Origin of the sequence: Brevibacillus centrosporus (assembly GCF_046622605.1) — a bacterium.
Classification (GTDB): domain Bacteria; phylum Bacillota; class Bacilli; order Brevibacillales; family Brevibacillaceae; genus Brevibacillus; species Brevibacillus centrosporus.
Map to the genome: position 1 here is coordinate 277,870 of NZ_CP176857.1, position 16,155 is coordinate 294,024.

The 16,155-nt window shown below is 42.0% G+C and carries 20 protein-coding genes; 18 read left to right on the forward strand and 2 right to left on the reverse strand.

The window, feature by feature from the left end:
- The first annotated feature begins 32 nt into the window (after window positions 1-32).
- The 10 genes from ACLIN2_RS31580 to ACLIN2_RS31625 all read left to right on the forward strand — a co-directional run bounded on the left by ACLIN2_RS31580 (window position 33) and on the right by ACLIN2_RS31625 (window position 8,242).
- A complete protein-coding gene (locus ACLIN2_RS31580; protein ID WP_251244430.1) occupies window positions 33-890 on the forward strand; it encodes a cupredoxin domain-containing protein in 858 nt (285 codons plus the stop codon).
- A 513-nt stretch (window positions 891-1,403) separates the two neighbouring features.
- Window positions 1,404-2,198: a DUF2935 domain-containing protein gene (locus ACLIN2_RS31585; protein WP_411504690.1), complete on the forward strand. Its 795-nt coding sequence runs from the start codon at window positions 1,404-1,406 to the stop codon at window positions 2,196-2,198.
- 259 nt (window positions 2,199-2,457) lie between these two features.
- Window positions 2,458-2,595: a YmaF family protein gene (locus ACLIN2_RS31590; RefSeq protein ID WP_246071007.1), complete on the forward strand. Its 138-nt coding sequence runs from the start codon at window positions 2,458-2,460 to the stop codon at window positions 2,593-2,595.
- A gap of 331 nt (window positions 2,596-2,926) precedes the next feature.
- On the forward strand, window positions 2,927-3,250 hold the full coding sequence (locus ACLIN2_RS31595; protein ID WP_141295594.1) for an ArsR/SmtB family transcription factor: 324 nt from the start codon (window positions 2,927-2,929) through the stop codon (window positions 3,248-3,250).
- 18 nt (window positions 3,251-3,268) lie between these two features.
- Window positions 3,269-4,327 (forward strand): ACR3 family arsenite efflux transporter, encoded by a 1,059-nt coding sequence (gene arsB / locus ACLIN2_RS31600; protein ID WP_251244429.1) that lies wholly within the window; start codon window positions 3,269-3,271, stop codon window positions 4,325-4,327.
- 3 nt (window positions 4,328-4,330) lie between these two features.
- Window positions 4,331-4,756 (forward strand): arsenate reductase (thioredoxin), encoded by a 426-nt coding sequence (gene arsC / locus ACLIN2_RS31605; protein ID WP_251244428.1) that lies wholly within the window; start codon window positions 4,331-4,333, stop codon window positions 4,754-4,756.
- A gap of 25 nt (window positions 4,757-4,781) precedes the next feature.
- Window positions 4,782-5,234, forward strand: coding sequence for an ArsI/CadI family heavy metal resistance metalloenzyme (locus tag ACLIN2_RS31610; RefSeq protein WP_276531835.1), 453 nt, complete (start codon window positions 4,782-4,784; stop codon window positions 5,232-5,234).
- Window positions 5,235-5,293: 59 nt separating this feature from the next.
- Window positions 5,294-6,235 (forward strand): thioredoxin-disulfide reductase, encoded by a 942-nt coding sequence (gene trxB / locus ACLIN2_RS31615; RefSeq protein ID WP_411504691.1) that lies wholly within the window; start codon window positions 5,294-5,296, stop codon window positions 6,233-6,235.
- Window positions 6,236-6,277: 42 nt separating this feature from the next.
- Window positions 6,278-6,676 (forward strand): protein-tyrosine phosphatase family protein, encoded by a 399-nt coding sequence (locus tag ACLIN2_RS31620; protein WP_141295579.1) that lies wholly within the window; start codon window positions 6,278-6,280, stop codon window positions 6,674-6,676.
- Window positions 6,677-6,884: 208 nt separating this feature from the next.
- Window positions 6,885-8,242, forward strand: a protein-coding gene (locus tag ACLIN2_RS31625) for an IS3 family transposase (protein ID WP_327933914.1) whose coding sequence is annotated in 2 segments (ribosomal slippage) — window positions 6,885-7,338 and window positions 7,338-8,242 — 1,359 coding nt in all. Because the reading frame shifts where the segments join, the coding sequence is not laid out codon by codon here.
- A gap of 139 nt (window positions 8,243-8,381) precedes the next feature.
- Here ACLIN2_RS31625 and ACLIN2_RS31630 read toward each other — a convergent pair.
- Window positions 8,382-8,708 (reverse strand): YnfA family protein, encoded by a 327-nt coding sequence (locus ACLIN2_RS31630; protein WP_141295576.1) that lies wholly within the window; start codon window positions 8,706-8,708, stop codon window positions 8,382-8,384.
- 11 nt (window positions 8,709-8,719) lie between these two features.
- The gene (locus ACLIN2_RS31635; protein WP_141295573.1) at window positions 8,720-9,118 is read right to left on the reverse strand and encodes a MerR family transcriptional regulator; all 399 of its coding nucleotides are present in this window, start codon (window positions 9,116-9,118) and stop codon (window positions 8,720-8,722) included.
- 348 nt (window positions 9,119-9,466) lie between these two features.
- Here ACLIN2_RS31635 and ACLIN2_RS31640 point away from each other — a divergent pair, with 348 nt between their 5' ends.
- From ACLIN2_RS31640 to ACLIN2_RS31675, 8 genes are all read left to right on the forward strand, one after another.
- A complete protein-coding gene (locus ACLIN2_RS31640) occupies window positions 9,467-9,817 on the forward strand; it encodes a hypothetical protein (protein WP_411504692.1) in 351 nt (116 codons plus the stop codon).
- Between the two features lie 103 nt (window positions 9,818-9,920).
- Window positions 9,921-10,373, forward strand: a complete 453-nt coding sequence (locus ACLIN2_RS31645; protein ID WP_141295567.1) for a putative iron-sulfur cluster-binding metallochaperone — start codon at window positions 9,921-9,923, stop codon at window positions 10,371-10,373.
- Between the two features lie 198 nt (window positions 10,374-10,571).
- Window positions 10,572-11,021, forward strand: a complete 450-nt coding sequence (locus tag ACLIN2_RS31650; protein WP_411504693.1) for a MarR family winged helix-turn-helix transcriptional regulator — start codon at window positions 10,572-10,574, stop codon at window positions 11,019-11,021.
- A 56-nt stretch (window positions 11,022-11,077) separates the two neighbouring features.
- Window positions 11,078-12,148 (forward strand): NAD(P)-binding domain-containing protein, encoded by a 1,071-nt coding sequence (locus ACLIN2_RS31655; protein ID WP_411504694.1) that lies wholly within the window; start codon window positions 11,078-11,080, stop codon window positions 12,146-12,148.
- A 30-nt stretch (window positions 12,149-12,178) separates the two neighbouring features.
- Window positions 12,179-12,736, forward strand: coding sequence for an NAD(P)H-dependent oxidoreductase (locus ACLIN2_RS31660; protein ID WP_411504695.1), 558 nt, complete (start codon window positions 12,179-12,181; stop codon window positions 12,734-12,736).
- Between the two features lie 103 nt (window positions 12,737-12,839).
- On the forward strand, window positions 12,840-13,304 hold the full coding sequence (locus tag ACLIN2_RS31665; protein ID WP_411504696.1) for a MarR family winged helix-turn-helix transcriptional regulator: 465 nt from the start codon (window positions 12,840-12,842) through the stop codon (window positions 13,302-13,304).
- A gap of 67 nt (window positions 13,305-13,371) precedes the next feature.
- Entirely contained in the window at window positions 13,372-14,775 is a 1,404-nt protein-coding gene (locus tag ACLIN2_RS31670; RefSeq protein WP_141295553.1) for an NAD(P)-binding domain-containing protein, read from the forward strand.
- Between the two features lie 112 nt (window positions 14,776-14,887).
- On the forward strand, window positions 14,888-16,120 hold the full coding sequence (locus ACLIN2_RS31675; protein WP_411504697.1) for an MFS transporter: 1,233 nt from the start codon (window positions 14,888-14,890) through the stop codon (window positions 16,118-16,120).
- The last annotated feature ends 35 nt before the right edge of the window (window positions 16,121-16,155 follow it).

The following is a 16,155-nucleotide window of genomic DNA, read 5'->3' on the forward strand; positions in this document are numbered from 1 at the left end:
ATTTTTTACGGGAACTTCCTGGAGGACGAACGATGACGTTACTGAATGCTATGATTATCGCAATAATAGCTGCTTATATCATTTTTGATGTTTATCAGCGCCGCAATAAATTGACCTGTATGGCAGGCATGATGATTGCCATGACAATTGGAATGATGGTGAGCATCTGCCTTGGAGTATTATTAGGCATCTACTTTGAGCATGACTTGACGAAGTCTACCATCATTTCTGTGATTACGGGTATGATCGCCGGGTACGCGGCGGGTAAGCCGGTAAGCCTCATGGCGGCACTGGACGGAATGTTGGCGGGCATTATGGGCGGTATGATGGGAGCCATGTTGGGTGTCATGCTCGTCATTCCAACTACCATGGTATGGTTTATTAATATCCTCTATGCTGCAGTCATGTTCGTTCTGCTCCAACTGATCGAAGAGGAAACAGGGGGCACAAAAAAAGAATATCCCGAAGGCAAAAGGCCGGTTTTCGGTAGTGTAGGAATGGTCATTGGATTCGTGGCGATAGTAGGAATGATCATGGTTTTTAAATCGGGATTCTTGCCAGGGAACACGGCTAGTTCAAAGGCTGTCAGTGCTCAGGGATCACCATTGGAGCAAATACCGGATGTGATACAGGAAGCTACGATAAATGTAGATTCCTCTGGTTATGGACCGCAAAATATAGAAATAAAGGCAGGTGTACCTGCAAAGATTAACTTTAAGACAGGCGCAGATGCAGGCTGTTTACGACAAGTAGTATCAAAGGAGCTTGGGATCAATAATATTCTGGATGCAGAGAAAGACAATTTCATCATGATGGATGGGCTGAAACCTGGGGTCTATTCCTATACTTGTGGGATGGGTATGTTTGGGGGGACCATTACTGTGAAATAAAGGAAGTGCAGCAGGAAGGACGGCTGAAAAAATAGAGGAACGTGTAAAATCAGAGCATGAAATTAATAACGTCCATGTTCACATTGAACCAGTGAAGACTTTGAAAAGCCTTTAGCTTTTTTAAGCCGTAAATGATGCATTGACTATATTAATGAAAAGTAATGTGCGTCCGTTTATTTGAAAAACTCAGAGATAAGCAGTACTTAAGACGGTCGGAATATCTCGATCGTCTTTTTTTCTTATCACAAATGGGATGAGACGAGTTTCAAAGCCAAATATCTAAAATTTGACATCGTGAGTTTTGTAAGGTTTGCATTATAGGACTTCTCCACAGAAAATGGGCGCAGTCCTTTTTGAATTTTTGGGCGAATACCTATTCATGGTTATGGGTAAACGCATAGAAATACATCGGGTTCAATTGACAGAGGGACCGTCTAGAATTGAAATCTATCTGTAGCTATGCCTGCTGCTTTGTACTATACACTACTCAAAAATGATTATTGGAGGTACTATATGGCAGACGTATTTGTTGAAAGGTCATTAGACGAAATTCGCTTTTGGTCTCGTATTATGAAGGAACACTCACTTTTTTTGAAACTTGGTTTTAACTGCGACGACACCAAACTAATTAATGAAGCAGATCGCTTTTATAGCATTTTTGAGGATATTGAGAACCGAGCTCACTCCTTTTCTCCTGATATTGATCCACAGAGGATCTACGATTTCAACCAAGTTGTTTACAATGCTGTTTCTCATATTTGGGCATATAAACGACACGTACTCGGGTTAATCATTCGTTGCAAAATCGGTGGAAACAATTTTCCCTTGTTGGTTGATCACGTGAGTAGGGAAGCAGCATATTTTAGGAATCGATTAGAACAACTTAACACCGGAACCCTTGATCCACTGCCAGATGCTGTTATTAACGAGAACGTCTTTTTCCTACGAATTATGGCTGACCACGCAAAGTTTATTAACCATTTGCTCGATCCATCTGAAAGAAAACTAGTGGAACAGGCAAGAGATTTTAGCCATGATTTTGATCAATTATTATTTCAAGCACAGGACCTTGACTCTATGCGACCACAATCCCAAACCCAGCCCCTCCTTGATCAGTTTGTAGATCAGAGTCGTGTCTCAGTGCGTCAGTTGCGAGACTTCAAGAAAACTGCACGTGATCTGATTGAAGAATGCAGAATAAAAAGTATAATCCCTCCTTTACTCGCTGATCATGTTTTTAGAGAAGCCTCACATTTCCTCGAAATCTTAGATTCATTTGAAATGGCCCTAACTTCCTCAAAGTGCTAATTGCCTCATTAATCCCTTGCTGATTGTCCCTTACTGATGGCTTATATAATTCGAAGGAGGCGTTTCAAGTTGAATGACAACCACAGTCATTCATTGAGCTTTGTGAGAATTGCCATTCATCCAGGTCATCTACACAGCTACTACATCCAAACAACGATTTCTGGTCGTCACCGTCATCGAATGTTTGGAAGAACATAGCTTCCACAGGTTTCGAAAATCGCATTATTATGAAGGAACCACATCATTTGACGAAGGTCATGTGCATTACTACAGAAGGTGGACTGGTCCACGTATTCTATTACCTGACAGACATCATTACCATGAGTTTTCAGGTCAATCCACTTTTGACGATAGACACATTCATTATTATCGGGGTGTCACTGGTGAGGCAATTTAGTAGAAGGCGGCATGCGACTGTTCTTTAGAATGTTTCTCTGTGGCTTTTTTTATTGCTGCGAAACGATCAAGAAGCCGGGTTACCCCATAGGGGTTAACCGGCTTCTTTACTATAATTTCTTATCCAGGTTCTTGTTCTCATATTTGTTTACCTGTCTGTAAAAGTTGTTTGTCTTATGAGAATGACGTTTCATTCCTTCGATTGCAGTTGTACCTCGAATTCCATTCAGCATATAACTTATGAAATTGACGTAGTTTACAAAATCTTTACGAACCTAAATATTGAAATAGCCATATGGCTATATTAATATCGAAGGGGGAGGAGATCGAGCATGGAATTTAACAAATTAGCAGATGCCTTAAAAGCACTAGGCGACCCAACACGTTTAAAGATCATTGCTTTATTGAACATGCGAGATTGTTGTGTATGTGAGCTGGTGCCGATCTTTGGTATTTCTCAGCCATCGATATCAAAGCACATGAGTCGATTGAAAAATGTAGACCTTGTTACAGAGCAAAGAAAAGGGCAATGGGTATTTTATTCCTTGAATCGAAAGCAACTTGAAGACATTGGTTTTTCTTTAACTCGTTTACCTGACTTTTCGTCGGAATTCGATGAACTGGAGAAACAAGGCTTGCTGGTAACCTGTGACTAAGAAAGGAGTTTTACGAACATGAGTGAAAAGGTGGGGAAACGATTATCGTTTCTTGATCGCTACTTAACTCTTTGGATTTTTGTAGCGATGGCCGTCGGTATCGGGAGTGGGTTTCTTTTCCCGAACTTCGTGTCTGTACTTAATGAGTTTCAGGTAGGTACTACATCTATTCCAATAGCGATTGGTCTCATTCTGATGATGTATCCGCCACTTGCTAAAGTGCGCTATGAAGAATTGGGGCGAGTTTTTCGGGACGGAAAGATACTAGGACTCTCCCTCGTTCAAAACTGGATAATTGGGCCAATCTTGATGTTTATTTTAGCCATTGTCTTTTTACAAGGATATCCAGAATACATGGTTGGTTTGATCATGATCGGCCTGGCTAGGTGTATTGCGATGGTTATTGTATGGAATGATCTCTGTAAAGGTGATACTGAATACGCTGCAGGTCTCGTGGCTTTTAACTCGATCTTCCAAGTCTTGTTCTACTCCATTTACACCTATTTTTTTATTACTGTATTGCCAGGTTGGTTTGGTTTACAAGGGATGGTCGTGGACATCACGATTGTAGAGGTAGCCAAAAGTGTGTTCATTTATTTAGGGATCCCCTTTATTGCCGGAATGATTACACGATATACGCTGGTGAAATCAAAGGGGCGGGAGTGGTATGAAAAGGTATTCATCCCGAAAATTAGCCCGATTACATTGATTGCATTACTGTTTACGATTATTGTGATGTTCTCGCTAAAAGGCGAGGTAATTGTGGCACTGCCTTTGGATGTAGTTCGTATCGCCATTCCACTGCTTATTTACTTTGTTGTGATGTTCTTAATATCGTTCTGGATGGGCAAGAAGGCAGGAGCCAACTATCCTGTGACCTCAACACTTGCTTTTACAGCTTCGAGTAACAACTTCGAGTTAGCCATTGCGGTGGCGGTAGGGGTATTCGGAATTCACTCAGGAGCAGCGTTTGCGGCTGTCATCGGGCCGTTGGTAGAAGTGCCTGTCATGATCGCATTAGTGAATGTAGCCCTTTGGTTTCAAAAGAAATATTTCGGCAAAACAAAAGGAGCCTAAATCATGGATAAAAAACCTCTTGTATACTTCCTTTGCACAGGAAACTCCTGCAGAAGCCAAATTGCGGATGGATTTTTAAAGGCATTGGGCAGCGACAAATACGAAGTAAAAAGTGCTGGCTTAGAAGCTCATGGTTTAAATCCCCGTGCCGTTCAAGTAATGAACGAGGCAGGCGTTGATATTAGTGGACATTCTTCTGATGTCATCGACCCTGAGACATTAAATCGTGCGGACTATGTAATCACTCTTTGCGGTCATGCCGATGAGCATTGCCCGGTTATTTCTAATAAAAACGTAGTGAAATGGCACTGGGGATTTGATGATCCAGCGAAGGCAACGGGAACTGATGAGGAAATTATGGCAAGCTTTCGTACCGTTCGTGATTCCATAAAAGGACGTATTGAAAAATTCCTTGCTGAAGGCAAGTAGGGGGAAGACAGACGTGATACAAAGGATGCACGTGGCTGTAAACTGTACCGATCTCGAAGCTTCCTTGAAATTTTATCGTGGCTTTTTTGGAACAGAGCCAACCAAAGTGAAGGACAACTACGCTAAATTTGAGTTGGATACACCAGCCCTCCATTTTTCACTGAATGTACGCCCTTTTGAAAAGCAGGGGGTGCTCAATCACTTGGGATTCCAGGTAGACAATACAGAAGATGTGTTAAAAATGGGGGAAAGGCTTCGCGAGGCAGGTTTGTTAACCATTGATGAGATGGGAACTACTTGCTGCTATGCCGTGCAGGATAAAGTCTGGGTATATGATCCGGACGGAAACGCGTGGGAAATTTTCTATACGAGCGCGGATTCGGAATTTGAGTCTGCTGGCGAACAACGGGATTTATCCTTATGCTGTGCACCACCTACGGGTCCAGTCTCGATTGAATTTGGATCTTGGAAAAAGTAAAAGCAGGATGCCCCTCAAATATGAGGGGTATTTTACTAAACAATACAGGAGGGGAAATAATGCATAAGGTTGTTGTCCTCGGAACAGGTCCTGCTGGTCTTACTGCAGCCATTTATCTTGCACGTGCTAATATGAATCCACTTGTCATTGAAGGGAATGAACCCGGGGGTCAATTGACACTCACAACAGAAGTGGAGAACTTCCCAGGGTTTCCAGATGGAATAATGGGGCCAGAGCTTATGCAAAACATGCGTAAACAAGCAGAACGATTTGGAGCAACATTTCGGACCGGGTGGGTAACAAATGCCGATCTAGTGAGAAGGCCTTTCTCACTAACCATTGACGGAACAGAAGAAATACAAACAGAGACCCTCGTCGTCTCTACGGGTGCATCCGCAAAGCTGCTTGGTATTCCTGGTGAGAAGGAAAATATCGGACGCGGCGTAAGTACGTGCGCTACCTGCGATGGTTTTTTCTTCAGGGGAAAAAGGGTTGTCATTGTTGGTGGCGGTGACTCAGCAATGGAAGAGGCCAATTTCTTAACAAAATTTGCTACGGAAGTAAAAGTCGTTCATCGCAGAAATGAACTGCGGGCATCAAAAATTATGCAAGACCGGGCACATAATAATCAGAAGATCACATGGAGTTTGAACTCTACTCCGACTGAAGTTATTGCTAATGAAAAAGGAGTAACAGGACTTAAAGTAAAAGATAATGATACCGGCATCGAAGAAATCATCGAGACGGATGGCGTTTTTATTGCGATCGGTCATCGTCCAAATACAGCTTTTCTACAAGGTCAATTAAAAACGGACGAGACTGGATATATCATGGTAACCCCAGGTACAACCGAAACCAATATTCCTGGAGTGTTTGCATGTGGTGATGTTCAAGATCACCGATATCGTCAAGCAATTACAGCTGCTGGAACTGGATGCATGGCGGCATTGGATTGTGAAAAATACCTGGAGGGCAATGCCGTACACAATTGGGGCATGTAAGAACCAAAAAAGTACCACGCCTTAGTGGAAGATAAGATATTCATGGGTGGAGCAAGCGATGTGGAATCTATGATAAAAAATGAAGGGATAGAGATTGTCGTAGATCTACGTGGGGAAGCAGAACAACCAGCCTTTTCAAACCCTGCTGTTCAATGGTTACAGATCGCACTTGGCGATAATGGGACTGACAATCAGGAAGAACTTTTTAAACAAGCGATCGACGAAGTAGTAAAAGCCTATAAAAATGGCAAGAAAGTTGCCTTCCACTGCAGTGGTGGACGTGGAAGAACGGGTACGGTAGCTGCCGGTACACATCTCACGCTTGGGTTGAGTCAATCACTTCAAGAAGCAGAAGAGAAAGTGAAAGATATTCGTTCTGAAATCAACATTAAGCCGGGACAAAGGCAGGTATTATATAAGTTGTTCTCGGAAGAAAAATAGGGGATACTTGTTAAGTAAATTCTATAGGAACGACCAGATAATATGTGAACTTAAATCACTTTAGATACAGGTACTACTTTATTAAAAGGATATCGTCTATAATGTGATACTTATCGAAATTACTCCTATTACTAAAAGAATGACCGCCATCGTTGAACTGCACCCCAATTGTTAGACACATCTAACGATTGGGGGTGCAGTTTTTTCTATGGCTAAATTTTCTCCAGAAGATAAAATAACAGCGGTTCTCCGCTATTTAAACGGTAACGAAAGCTTTGCTTCCATTAGCTCGTCAATGGGTATTGCTAAATCTGAGGTGGTTAAATGGGTTCAACATTACCAGCACCACGGTACCGAAGCGTTTATGAAACTCTATACAGGTTACACGGTTCAGTTTAAACTAGACGTACTCAATTATATGAACGGTCAAGGGACGTCTATCAGGGAAACAGCTGCACGGTTTAACATCTCGCATTCGTTGCTGATTCAATGGAAAAAGCAGCTGGAATTGCAAGGATTGGATGCCCTTGAATCAAAGAAGAAGGGGCGTCCATCTATGCAAAAGAAAAACTCCAGTTCAATGAAAAATCAAGTACCAGCAGAAGGATCACTAGAGGCATTGAAGGCGGAAAATGAACGTTTGCGTATGGAGAATGCTTATTTAAAAAAGTTGAATGCCTTAGTTCAAAACAAGGAAAAATCACCAGGCAAGACAAAGCACAAGTAGTCTATGAACTAAGGCATGAATTTCCGGTGAAAGCACTTCTTCAACTCGCAGATATTCCTAGAAGTACGTATTATTTTTGCGTGAAAAACTTTGGTCGTCCAGATTTGGATGGGGAGTTAAAAGTGTTGATTCAAGCCATTTATGACGAACATGAAGGACGCTTTGGCTACCGTCGTATCCGTGATGAACTTCGAAATCGTGGGCATATAGTCAATCACAAAAAAGTCCAGCGAATCATGAAGGAATTGGGGCTAAAATGTCTTGTCCGCATGAAAAAATATCGCTCTTATAAAGGAAAAGTCGGTACGATTGCTCCAAATATTTTGGACCGTAACTTCAAAGCTGAAAAACCAAATGAGAAGTGGGTAACAGATATTACAGAGTTTAAATTATTTGGTGAAAAGCTCTATTTCTCACCGATATTGGATTTGTTTAACGGCGAAATTATCACCTATACAATCGGTTCAAGACCAACCTATTCCTTAGTTTCAACCATGTTAGAACAAGCTTTTGAACAATTGACAGATGACCATACTCTTATGATTCATTCTGATCAGGGCTGGCACTACCAAATGAAACAATATCATCATGCCCTTCATGAGCGAGGCATCACACAGAGTATGTCCCGAAAAGGGAACTGCTACGATAATGCAGTGATGGAAAATTTCTTTGGTATTATGAAATCAGAACTTCTATATCTAAAAGAATTTCACAGCGTGGAGCACTTTAAGACAGAACTAGCCAAATATATTGAATACTATAATTCCAAACGAATTAAGGCAAAATTAAAAGGCCTGAGTCCGGTGCAATACCGAATTCAAGCCCTAGAGGCTGCCTAATAAATTAATCTGTCTAACTTTTCGGGGTCACTTCACGTCAGTGGCGGTCTTCGTTTTTTTACGTGTTTTATTAAAGCCAACAAGTCCTGCCTTACAAATGAGCCAATGCTTACTCTGAATAAGCTGTTACTTATGAAGATTAGCTTCGAGGAGCCCACAGCATTATTGACACACCAATAACGCATATGGCTGCTCCTGCCCAATCGTATACGTCAGGTGTCTTCTTATCTACCCACCAGCCCCATAACACCGCCAGGACTACAAATACGCCCCCATATGCTGCGTATACGCGTCCAAATGACGGGAAACTCTGGAGTGTTGGAATAATCCCATACAAGATAAGAATAATGCTTCCAACCACCCCGTACCAAATAGGTTTGGATTCCCTAAGCCATAGCCAGACCAAATATCCCCCACCAATTTCTGCGAGTCCTGCGATAATAAAAATCAAAATTGACAATAACATACCGTTCTCCCTTAGCAACAAGTGCCATCGCTATTCATTTTCACAAAGCATTCCGACCAAGTTAGGCATTTACATTTCAAGCCATTTTCTAAAACTTGAAGCATGTTATCCAGTTGTTTTTTCTTCTCTTCCAACTCCTCACATTTCTCCTTAGCAAGTTCTTTCCATCTATCAGATGGAGAGATGTGGGGTTCGAAGCCTTCGAGAAGTACCGTTATTTCTGGAATGCTAAATCCTGCGGCTTGAGCAGTTTTGATAAAACGAATACGGTCTAAAACATCTTCAGAATATCTTCTTTGTCCATTTATTCTCTCTGGTTCAGGCATCAAACCAATGGACTCATAATAACGAATCGTGGATGAATTCAATTCAGCTCGTGAAGCAATTTGACCAATGCTAAAGGTCGCCACTTCCTCACCCTCTTCTTGACTTAAAGTTAGCTTTAAGTTTTATGATTCAAAGTATAGTCTGGAAAGAGGGTGAAAGCAAATGAAAAGAGGAGCATGGTTAACAGGACTCGGAGTACTTGGAGCTTGTGGTTTATGCTGTGCTTTACCAATTATTATCGGAGGGGTAGCTACTCTCGGTGTATCTTCGTTCTTTTTAAGCCCTGCATGGATTAGTGTCATTGTCTTGGTGATATTAACGGGATTGTATGTTTTCAAAAGGCACCGTAAGAGCAGGATAAGTTCTTGTTCGAATGCCACTTGTAGTTGTAAAACAACAAATATATGAGTAACGAAAGAGGTGGTTTGAAAATGAATACGAAACCTGTTGCTTGTTGCCCAGGAGTATTTGATAAGGAACAGCTTCAAGAATATAAAAAAAATTGGGGTCTTCTAGAAAAACGTAGGTTTCAAACGCTTGAGATTGAAGATGGCTTGGAATTTCAATTCTCTAGTGACAATGATACATTGCAGCTTTCATTTCAGTGGATAAGCTTCGAACGACAGTGTTGTGCTTTTCTGACGTTTACAGTGATTGTTGCAAACAAAGAGGAACCTGTCATATTACAGTTAACTGGAACAGAAGATGCAAAAAGCTACCTAAAAAATGAGTTTCAAAACCAAATTAGTGTCGTTGCATCTATAGATGAAGTTGAGACATAAATGTTTAGATGTAGTTGGTTGTTAATTTAATACTAAGGCTCTTTTCAACAAGCTATTTACTATCTTGGAACCATAAAATTCGGTGAATAAAGGAGGATAAAAAATGGATAATTGTTGTCATACATCAACCGACAGGTTGACGCAAACATGCCAATGCCCTGCTTGTTATCAAAAGGGTAGAAGTGTTCAAATGATTACTCTCAAAGCGATGCTCAAACCCAAAGCATTAGGAACCATATATCCTGAATCTACTTACGCTTTTTGCTCAAACTCGTCTTGTGATGTGGTCTATTTTAGCGATATGCATACCTTAGACAAAACTACGCTCAAAGTATCGGTATTCCAGAAAGATAAGGCATTGGATGTGCCTGTTTGCTACTGTTTTGGATGGACCAGAGAAGGGATAATACAGGCAGTTCAAGAAAATCAACATCCAACTGACCATATTCGTGGACAAGTTCAAGCCAACCGCTGTGGTTGCGAGGTTAATAACCCACAAGGAACCTGTTGTTTGGGCAATGTCAACTCGTTTATTCAGGACCTCGACAAGACATAGCCTTCTGTTGTATCAATTAGGAACAATATAATAGTAAAATAAAAGGGATGCTGGTATTATTTCCACCATCCTTTTTTGTCGATTTCCCTATTGTCGTCATTACTTTTTGTACAGAATGTGATTAGTACATACAAACCGGAACGAACGATAAAAAAGTTGCAAATTAATGCTGTATAAATAATTCATGAGGTGAAAGACGTGGAGGATGTACGCGACTTAATTCAAATAATGACTCGGCGTTTTGGTTTCCTAAATAAAAACTGTTGTTCAGTAGGTGGGGTGAATCTTTCTGTAGTCCAAAGTCAAATTTTGTATGAGATTGACCGCCAACATAAGCCGTCTATCCAACAGGTTGCAGAGGCATTGGGAACGGATATAACAACTTTTAGCCGACAAGTTCAATCATTAGTGAAGATGAATCTAGTGAAGAAAACCCCCACACCAGAGGACAGAAGAGTATTTGAACTATCGTTGACAACAGAAGGAACTTTTGTGGCAGCGACGATCGATCAGCAAATGAATGCTTACCTGAATGAGATATTTTCGCATATGAATGACTTTGAAAGAGAAACGGTTATTCGTTCCGTAAAGCTATTGAATGAGGCGATGTCAAAAGCAGGACAGTGCTGTGCTCCTACCCAAGGGTAGTTTTTTCTTTATCAAAACTTGCATTATGCAAATAATTATACTTTGAGGTGATCAACTTGGAAAAACACTGGGATGTAATTGTCATCGGGGGAGGGCAGGCTGGTCTTGCTTCTGGGTACCATTTGAAAAAGAAGGGAATCTCTTTTTTGATTCTGGAAGCCAGCGATCAGGCTACTGGTTCTTGGCCTCATTATTACGACAGTCTAAAGCTATTTTCACCAGCGAGTCTGTCATCACTACCAGGGATGAAAATAAGAGGAACAAGAGACCATCCACAGCGAGATGAAGTCATTCGTTATTTACAGGATTATGCCAAAAAATTCGAATTTCCGATTAGGACGAATCAGCGGGTTGCAGCCGTGGAGAAAAGCGAAGATAGCTTTAGCATCCATACCCAGACAGGCGACATTTTTAGGGCACGAGCAATCATTAATGCAACGGGTTCTTTTCATAACCCGTATACGCCCAAAATTAAAGATCAAGAAGCCTTTCAAGGGGAAGTACTCCACTCTTCTGCCTACCGAAATCCAAATAAGTATAAGGGGAAAAGAGTAGTTGTTGTGGGACGTGGAAATTCAGCTGTTCAAATTGCAGTCGAGTTGGCCGATCACAGCTATACCTCACTAGCAGTGCTACAGCCGGTTGAGTTTGTTAAACAAAAAATACTTGGAGTGGATTTGCATTATTGGGTAAGAGGTCTCGGCTTGGATACTTTCCCATTCTGGCGGTTTGGTAAAAAGGCACCTGTGCCGAGCTCGGTTGCAGATTTAGGGGATTACAAACAAAAGCTAGAGGCTGGAAAGCCAGATCAACGGGACATGTTTACTTCCTTTTACCCCGATGGTATTGTCTGGCCAGACGGAACGAAGGAAACTGTGGACACGGTCATTTTTGCGACAGGATATCGCCCCAATTACTCTTATCTCAATTTAATTGGTGCACTTGACTCCGAAGGGAGACCGTTACAAAAAGCCGGTATAAGTCTTTCAGTTCCTGGACTTTATTTTGTCGGGTTGGAAGGTCAGCGATCCTTCGCTTCTGCCACACTAAGGGGAGTAGGGCCAGACGCGAAATATGTTGTGAAAAATTTAGATCGCTACCTGAAGGGAAGAACGTCGAAGGCCTAGGTCCCGATTTGAAATAAGGAGAGAAAAGCCATGAACATCCTGGTTATCATAGCTCATCCGAATATGAAGAGATCTCGTGTGAATAGTAAATGGAAGAAGGAACTTGAGCAAGTGCAGCAAGTGACGGTGCATGATCTTTATGAGCAGTATCCCGATGAAATCATAAACGTTAAAAGAGAGCAAGAACTGTTGGCGGCCCATGACCGAATCGTATTTCAGTTTCCGTTCTTCTGGTACAGCACCCCGCCTCTTCTGAAAAAGTGGATGGATGATGTGTTGATGTATGGCTGGGCTTATGGCTCTGGAGGAAAGGCCTTGAACGGTAAAGAACTGGTCTTGGCGATATCTATCGGGGGAAGGGAGAAGTCTTACCAGGCAGGCGGAACCAATCATTACACGATCAGTGAACTAACAAGACCGTTGCAGGCAACAGCAAATTTGACAGGGATGTTCTTTTTATCACACTTTGTGCAATATGGTGCAGTCTATGCGGATCAGGAGATTATCTGCGAAAGCGCGAAAGCCTATGTAGAGCATATTACCGATATAAATCTGAATCCGCTGCAAAGACTCAGCAATCGTGCATAATTGTAAAAGACATTGACGGAAGCACTTCAATTTAGAAATTGGAAAATTTCACAAAATAATAGTTGCATTTATCAATTGTTGTGATGTAAGATGGATTCAGGTGATGAAGATGAAACAGTTAGCTCAATACGTTAACGTTAGAGAAATATTTCAGGTATTAGTAAGGCGTTTTGGAGTTTTACAAAAGGATGGGGCGCAATGCTGTGGCATCTCAGTTGTTCAAAGTCATATTCTTTATGAGCTCCAAAAGAGGCCAAACATTTCCTTGAACGAACTCTCAGACATCTTATCCATCGATACAAGTACGCTTAGTCGCCAGGTTAATTATCTTGTAGAAATGGAGATGGTTAACCGGTTGCCCGATTCGAAAGATAGGCGGTATGTTGTTCTCTCGCTAACGCAAAAAGGGGAAGAGCAACACAAGGAAATTGCGGCTTACATGGAGACGTATATATTGAATGTATTTAATCAAATTCCTGCAGAAAAGCACGAGCAGGTTTTGGAAAGTCTTCAATTAGTTAGCGAAGCAATGAGGAATAGCGCAGATTGTTGTACCCCTCCTCTATAACCTAGAGGAGTTTACTTAACAGATATAGTTGCAAATATCAATTGTTTAAAAAGGGGATTGATGAAAGATGAAACGACCTGTTGCTATTATCGGTGGAGGACCTGTCGGGCTAGCAGCTGCAGCACAGCTGATTAATAGAGGAGAGCCATTTGTAATCCTGGAGGCAGGAAGTCAAGTAGGGTCCAGTGTACTGGAATGGGGACATGTACGCATGTTTTCACCTTGGGAATATAACATGGACAAAACTGCTGTTACACTGCTCTCCAAGCATGGATGGGATGCACCGGATCCAAATGACATTCCAACGGGTAAGGATCTCGTAGAAAAGTATATGCAGCCACTGGCCGACCTTCCAGAATTAGCACCGTTCATTCACGTAAACTGCAAAGTCATTTCCGTTGGGAAAAAAGACATCGATAAAATGAAAACCAAGGGAAGAGATCAAGTACCTTTCGTTATTCACTATGAACAAAATGGCCAACAGCAAACACTTGAAGCAAGAGCTGTCATCGATGCATCCGGAACTTGGAAACATCCTAATCCAGTTGGATCTGGAGGTATTGTCGCAAAGGGTGAGAGTGAGGCCTCTAATCGTATCACCTACGGAATTCCTGATGTATATGGAAAACAACGCGATCGCTATGCAGGGAAGAAGGTTTTGGTCGTAGGGAGTGGGCATTCTGCTATCAATACGATTCTCGAATTGAATCGTTTGAAAAATGAGGTGCCATCTACAGAAATTGTTTGGGCGCTGCGGAAAAAAAGCATTCAGGAAACGTACGGTGGAGGAGACGCTGACCAATTGCCAGCACGTGGAGCGTTAGGAACATCCATTAAGAACTTAGTAGAGAACGGCCGCCTAACCGTATATACACCGGTTCAAATTCAGGAGATTTCAAACCAAAGTGACGTTCTTGTCATTCGGGGAAGGATGAACGGTGAAGCGTTCCAACTGGAGGGCGTCAACGAAATCATCACAAATACGGGTTCTCGCCCTGATACTCACTTCCTGCGAGAAGTTAGATACCAAGTTGATCCGGCTATTGAATGTGTTCCTGCACTAGCAGATCTTATTGATCCCAACATTCATAGCTGTGGAACAGTTAGACCACATGGTGAAGCAGAGCTACGTCAGGCTGAGAAGGATTTTTATATCGTGGGAATGAAGAGTTACGGGCGTGCTCCGACATTCCTGCTAGCGACAGGTTACGAGCAAGTGAGATCCGTTGTTGCTGCACTTGTGGGGGATTGGGACGCTGCGAAGAGAGTAGAACTCCACCTACCAGAGACAGGGGTATGTAGCATTAGCAATGCCGGGTTAGGTTTGCAGGAAGAGTCGTCTTGTTGCGCACCAACAACACCTGTAAAATCGAACAGTTGTTGCGGTGTGGAGCCCCAAAAAGTAAGCGAACAGGTAATAGCATCAAGCTGCACGCCACAGCCAGTAAAATCGTCCAATTGCTGCGGATAAGTAAGACTACTCACTTTATTGGAACCGAGTTGCATCATGTTACATTAAAAGTCCCCTGTCTTTCCAGATGGGGGTTCTTTCATAAGCAAGACACAGAAGGATGAAGTGCGAAATGGATCAGACAAGACAGGTAAAGGTCATGGCCTATATTACGGCTATTTGTTTACTTGGTGATTCCATGCTATATGTTGTGTTACCAACACATTGGGAGGAGATTGGATTAACTTCATTGTGGGAAGGTGGAATCCTGCTATCAGTGAACCGGCTCATCAGACTTCCATTGGGTCCACTTATTGGATGGATTTACCGAAAAATGAGCATCCGAACTGGATTGCTAATCGCTATTTTGTTATCCGTAATAACCACGACATCTTATGGACTATTTTCAACGTTTTGGCTCCTTTTGATCATGAGATGTATATGGGGGATTGCCTGGTCATTGTTGAGGTTAGGCTCATACTTTGCAATTTTAGATGCATCCACGGAACAAAATCGCGGACACCTCATGGGAACCTTTAATGGACTTTATCGGTTAGGAAGCCTTTTTGGAATGCTTCTTGGTGGAATCTTTGCCGATTTCGTAGGTATGGAGCTTGTGGCAAAGATATTAGGGTTCCTGGCTCTACTTGCCCTTCCGTTGTTACCCCTTGTGACTATTCAATCCACCGGGAAAGGCAGTGGCTCAGAAATAGCAGCTGTTGGGTCGCGACTATTATTTTTGAAGGACCGAAGTGTTCTATTTACTTTTGTTACCTCTCTTGTAGTAACGATGCTTTTTCAGGGAATGTTTATCTCGATTCTCAGCTATGTTATTGAGTCTAATAATCCACATATCAACCTGATGGGGGTTGGTATTGGAGCTGCGTCTTTGGCAGGGATATTACAAGCCATACGATGGGGGTGGGAACCATTTCTTGCTCCTCGGTTTGGGAAATTATCAGATGGGGGAAATAAGAGACTTATTTTGTTAGTTGCATCACTATTCATAACAGCCTTTTTGTTTGCCATGGTACCGATGGATATTTCTTTTGGCCTTTGGTTATTGGTTCTGATGGGGATTCAATTAATGGCGACCGTACTGACAACAGTTATGGATGCTATTGCATTGGATGTTGCTCAAAGGACGTCAAGAGTGGCTGTGATGACGGGCTTTACTGTCATTACTGATTTAGGGGCAGCTATTGGACCTACACTAGGCTATTTTATGGTATCTGTTCTTGGGTTAGAAATTACGTATTGGGTAGCAGCAGGAATTTGGTTGATTCTTTGGGGGACTTGGCATTTCTCAGGTAGAAAGATACTAGGCTATCTTCCTTATGAGAAAGGAGTAGAACAAGTTTCGTGAAGAAATTTAACAGGGATTGGTTAACGAGTGATCAG

What these genes read in the sequence shown, in the direction of transcription:
- ACLIN2_RS31580 (WP_251244430.1), top strand. Translation starts at nt 33, where the DNA reads ATGACGTTACTGAATGCTATGATTATCGCAATAATAGCTGCTTATATC.
- ACLIN2_RS31585 (WP_411504690.1), top strand. Translation starts at nt 1,404, where the DNA reads ATGGCAGACGTATTTGTTGAAAGGTCATTAGACGAAATTCGCTTTTGG.
- ACLIN2_RS31595 (WP_141295594.1), top strand. Translation starts at nt 2,927, where the DNA reads ATGGAATTTAACAAATTAGCAGATGCCTTAAAAGCACTAGGCGACCCA.
- arsB (WP_251244429.1), top strand. Translation starts at nt 3,269, where the DNA reads ATGAGTGAAAAGGTGGGGAAACGATTATCGTTTCTTGATCGCTACTTA.
- arsC (WP_251244428.1), top strand. Translation starts at nt 4,331, where the DNA reads ATGGATAAAAAACCTCTTGTATACTTCCTTTGCACAGGAAACTCCTGC.
- ACLIN2_RS31610 (WP_276531835.1), top strand. Translation starts at nt 4,782, where the DNA reads ATGCACGTGGCTGTAAACTGTACCGATCTCGAAGCTTCCTTGAAATTT.
- trxB (WP_411504691.1), top strand. Translation starts at nt 5,294, where the DNA reads ATGCATAAGGTTGTTGTCCTCGGAACAGGTCCTGCTGGTCTTACTGCA.
- ACLIN2_RS31620 (WP_141295579.1), top strand. Translation starts at nt 6,278, where the DNA reads ATGGGTGGAGCAAGCGATGTGGAATCTATGATAAAAAATGAAGGGATA.
- ACLIN2_RS31630 (WP_141295576.1), bottom strand. Translation starts at nt 8,708, where the DNA reads ATGTTATTGTCAATTTTGATTTTTATTATCGCAGGACTCGCAGAAATT.
- ACLIN2_RS31640 (WP_411504692.1), top strand. Translation starts at nt 9,467, where the DNA reads ATGAATACGAAACCTGTTGCTTGTTGCCCAGGAGTATTTGATAAGGAA.
- ACLIN2_RS31645 (WP_141295567.1), top strand. Translation starts at nt 9,921, where the DNA reads ATGGATAATTGTTGTCATACATCAACCGACAGGTTGACGCAAACATGC.
- ACLIN2_RS31660 (WP_411504695.1), top strand. Translation starts at nt 12,179, where the DNA reads ATGAACATCCTGGTTATCATAGCTCATCCGAATATGAAGAGATCTCGT.
- ACLIN2_RS31665 (WP_411504696.1), top strand. Translation starts at nt 12,840, where the DNA reads ATGAAGATGAAACAGTTAGCTCAATACGTTAACGTTAGAGAAATATTT.
- ACLIN2_RS31670 (WP_141295553.1), top strand. Translation starts at nt 13,372, where the DNA reads ATGAAACGACCTGTTGCTATTATCGGTGGAGGACCTGTCGGGCTAGCA.
- ACLIN2_RS31675 (WP_411504697.1), top strand. Translation starts at nt 14,888, where the DNA reads ATGGATCAGACAAGACAGGTAAAGGTCATGGCCTATATTACGGCTATT.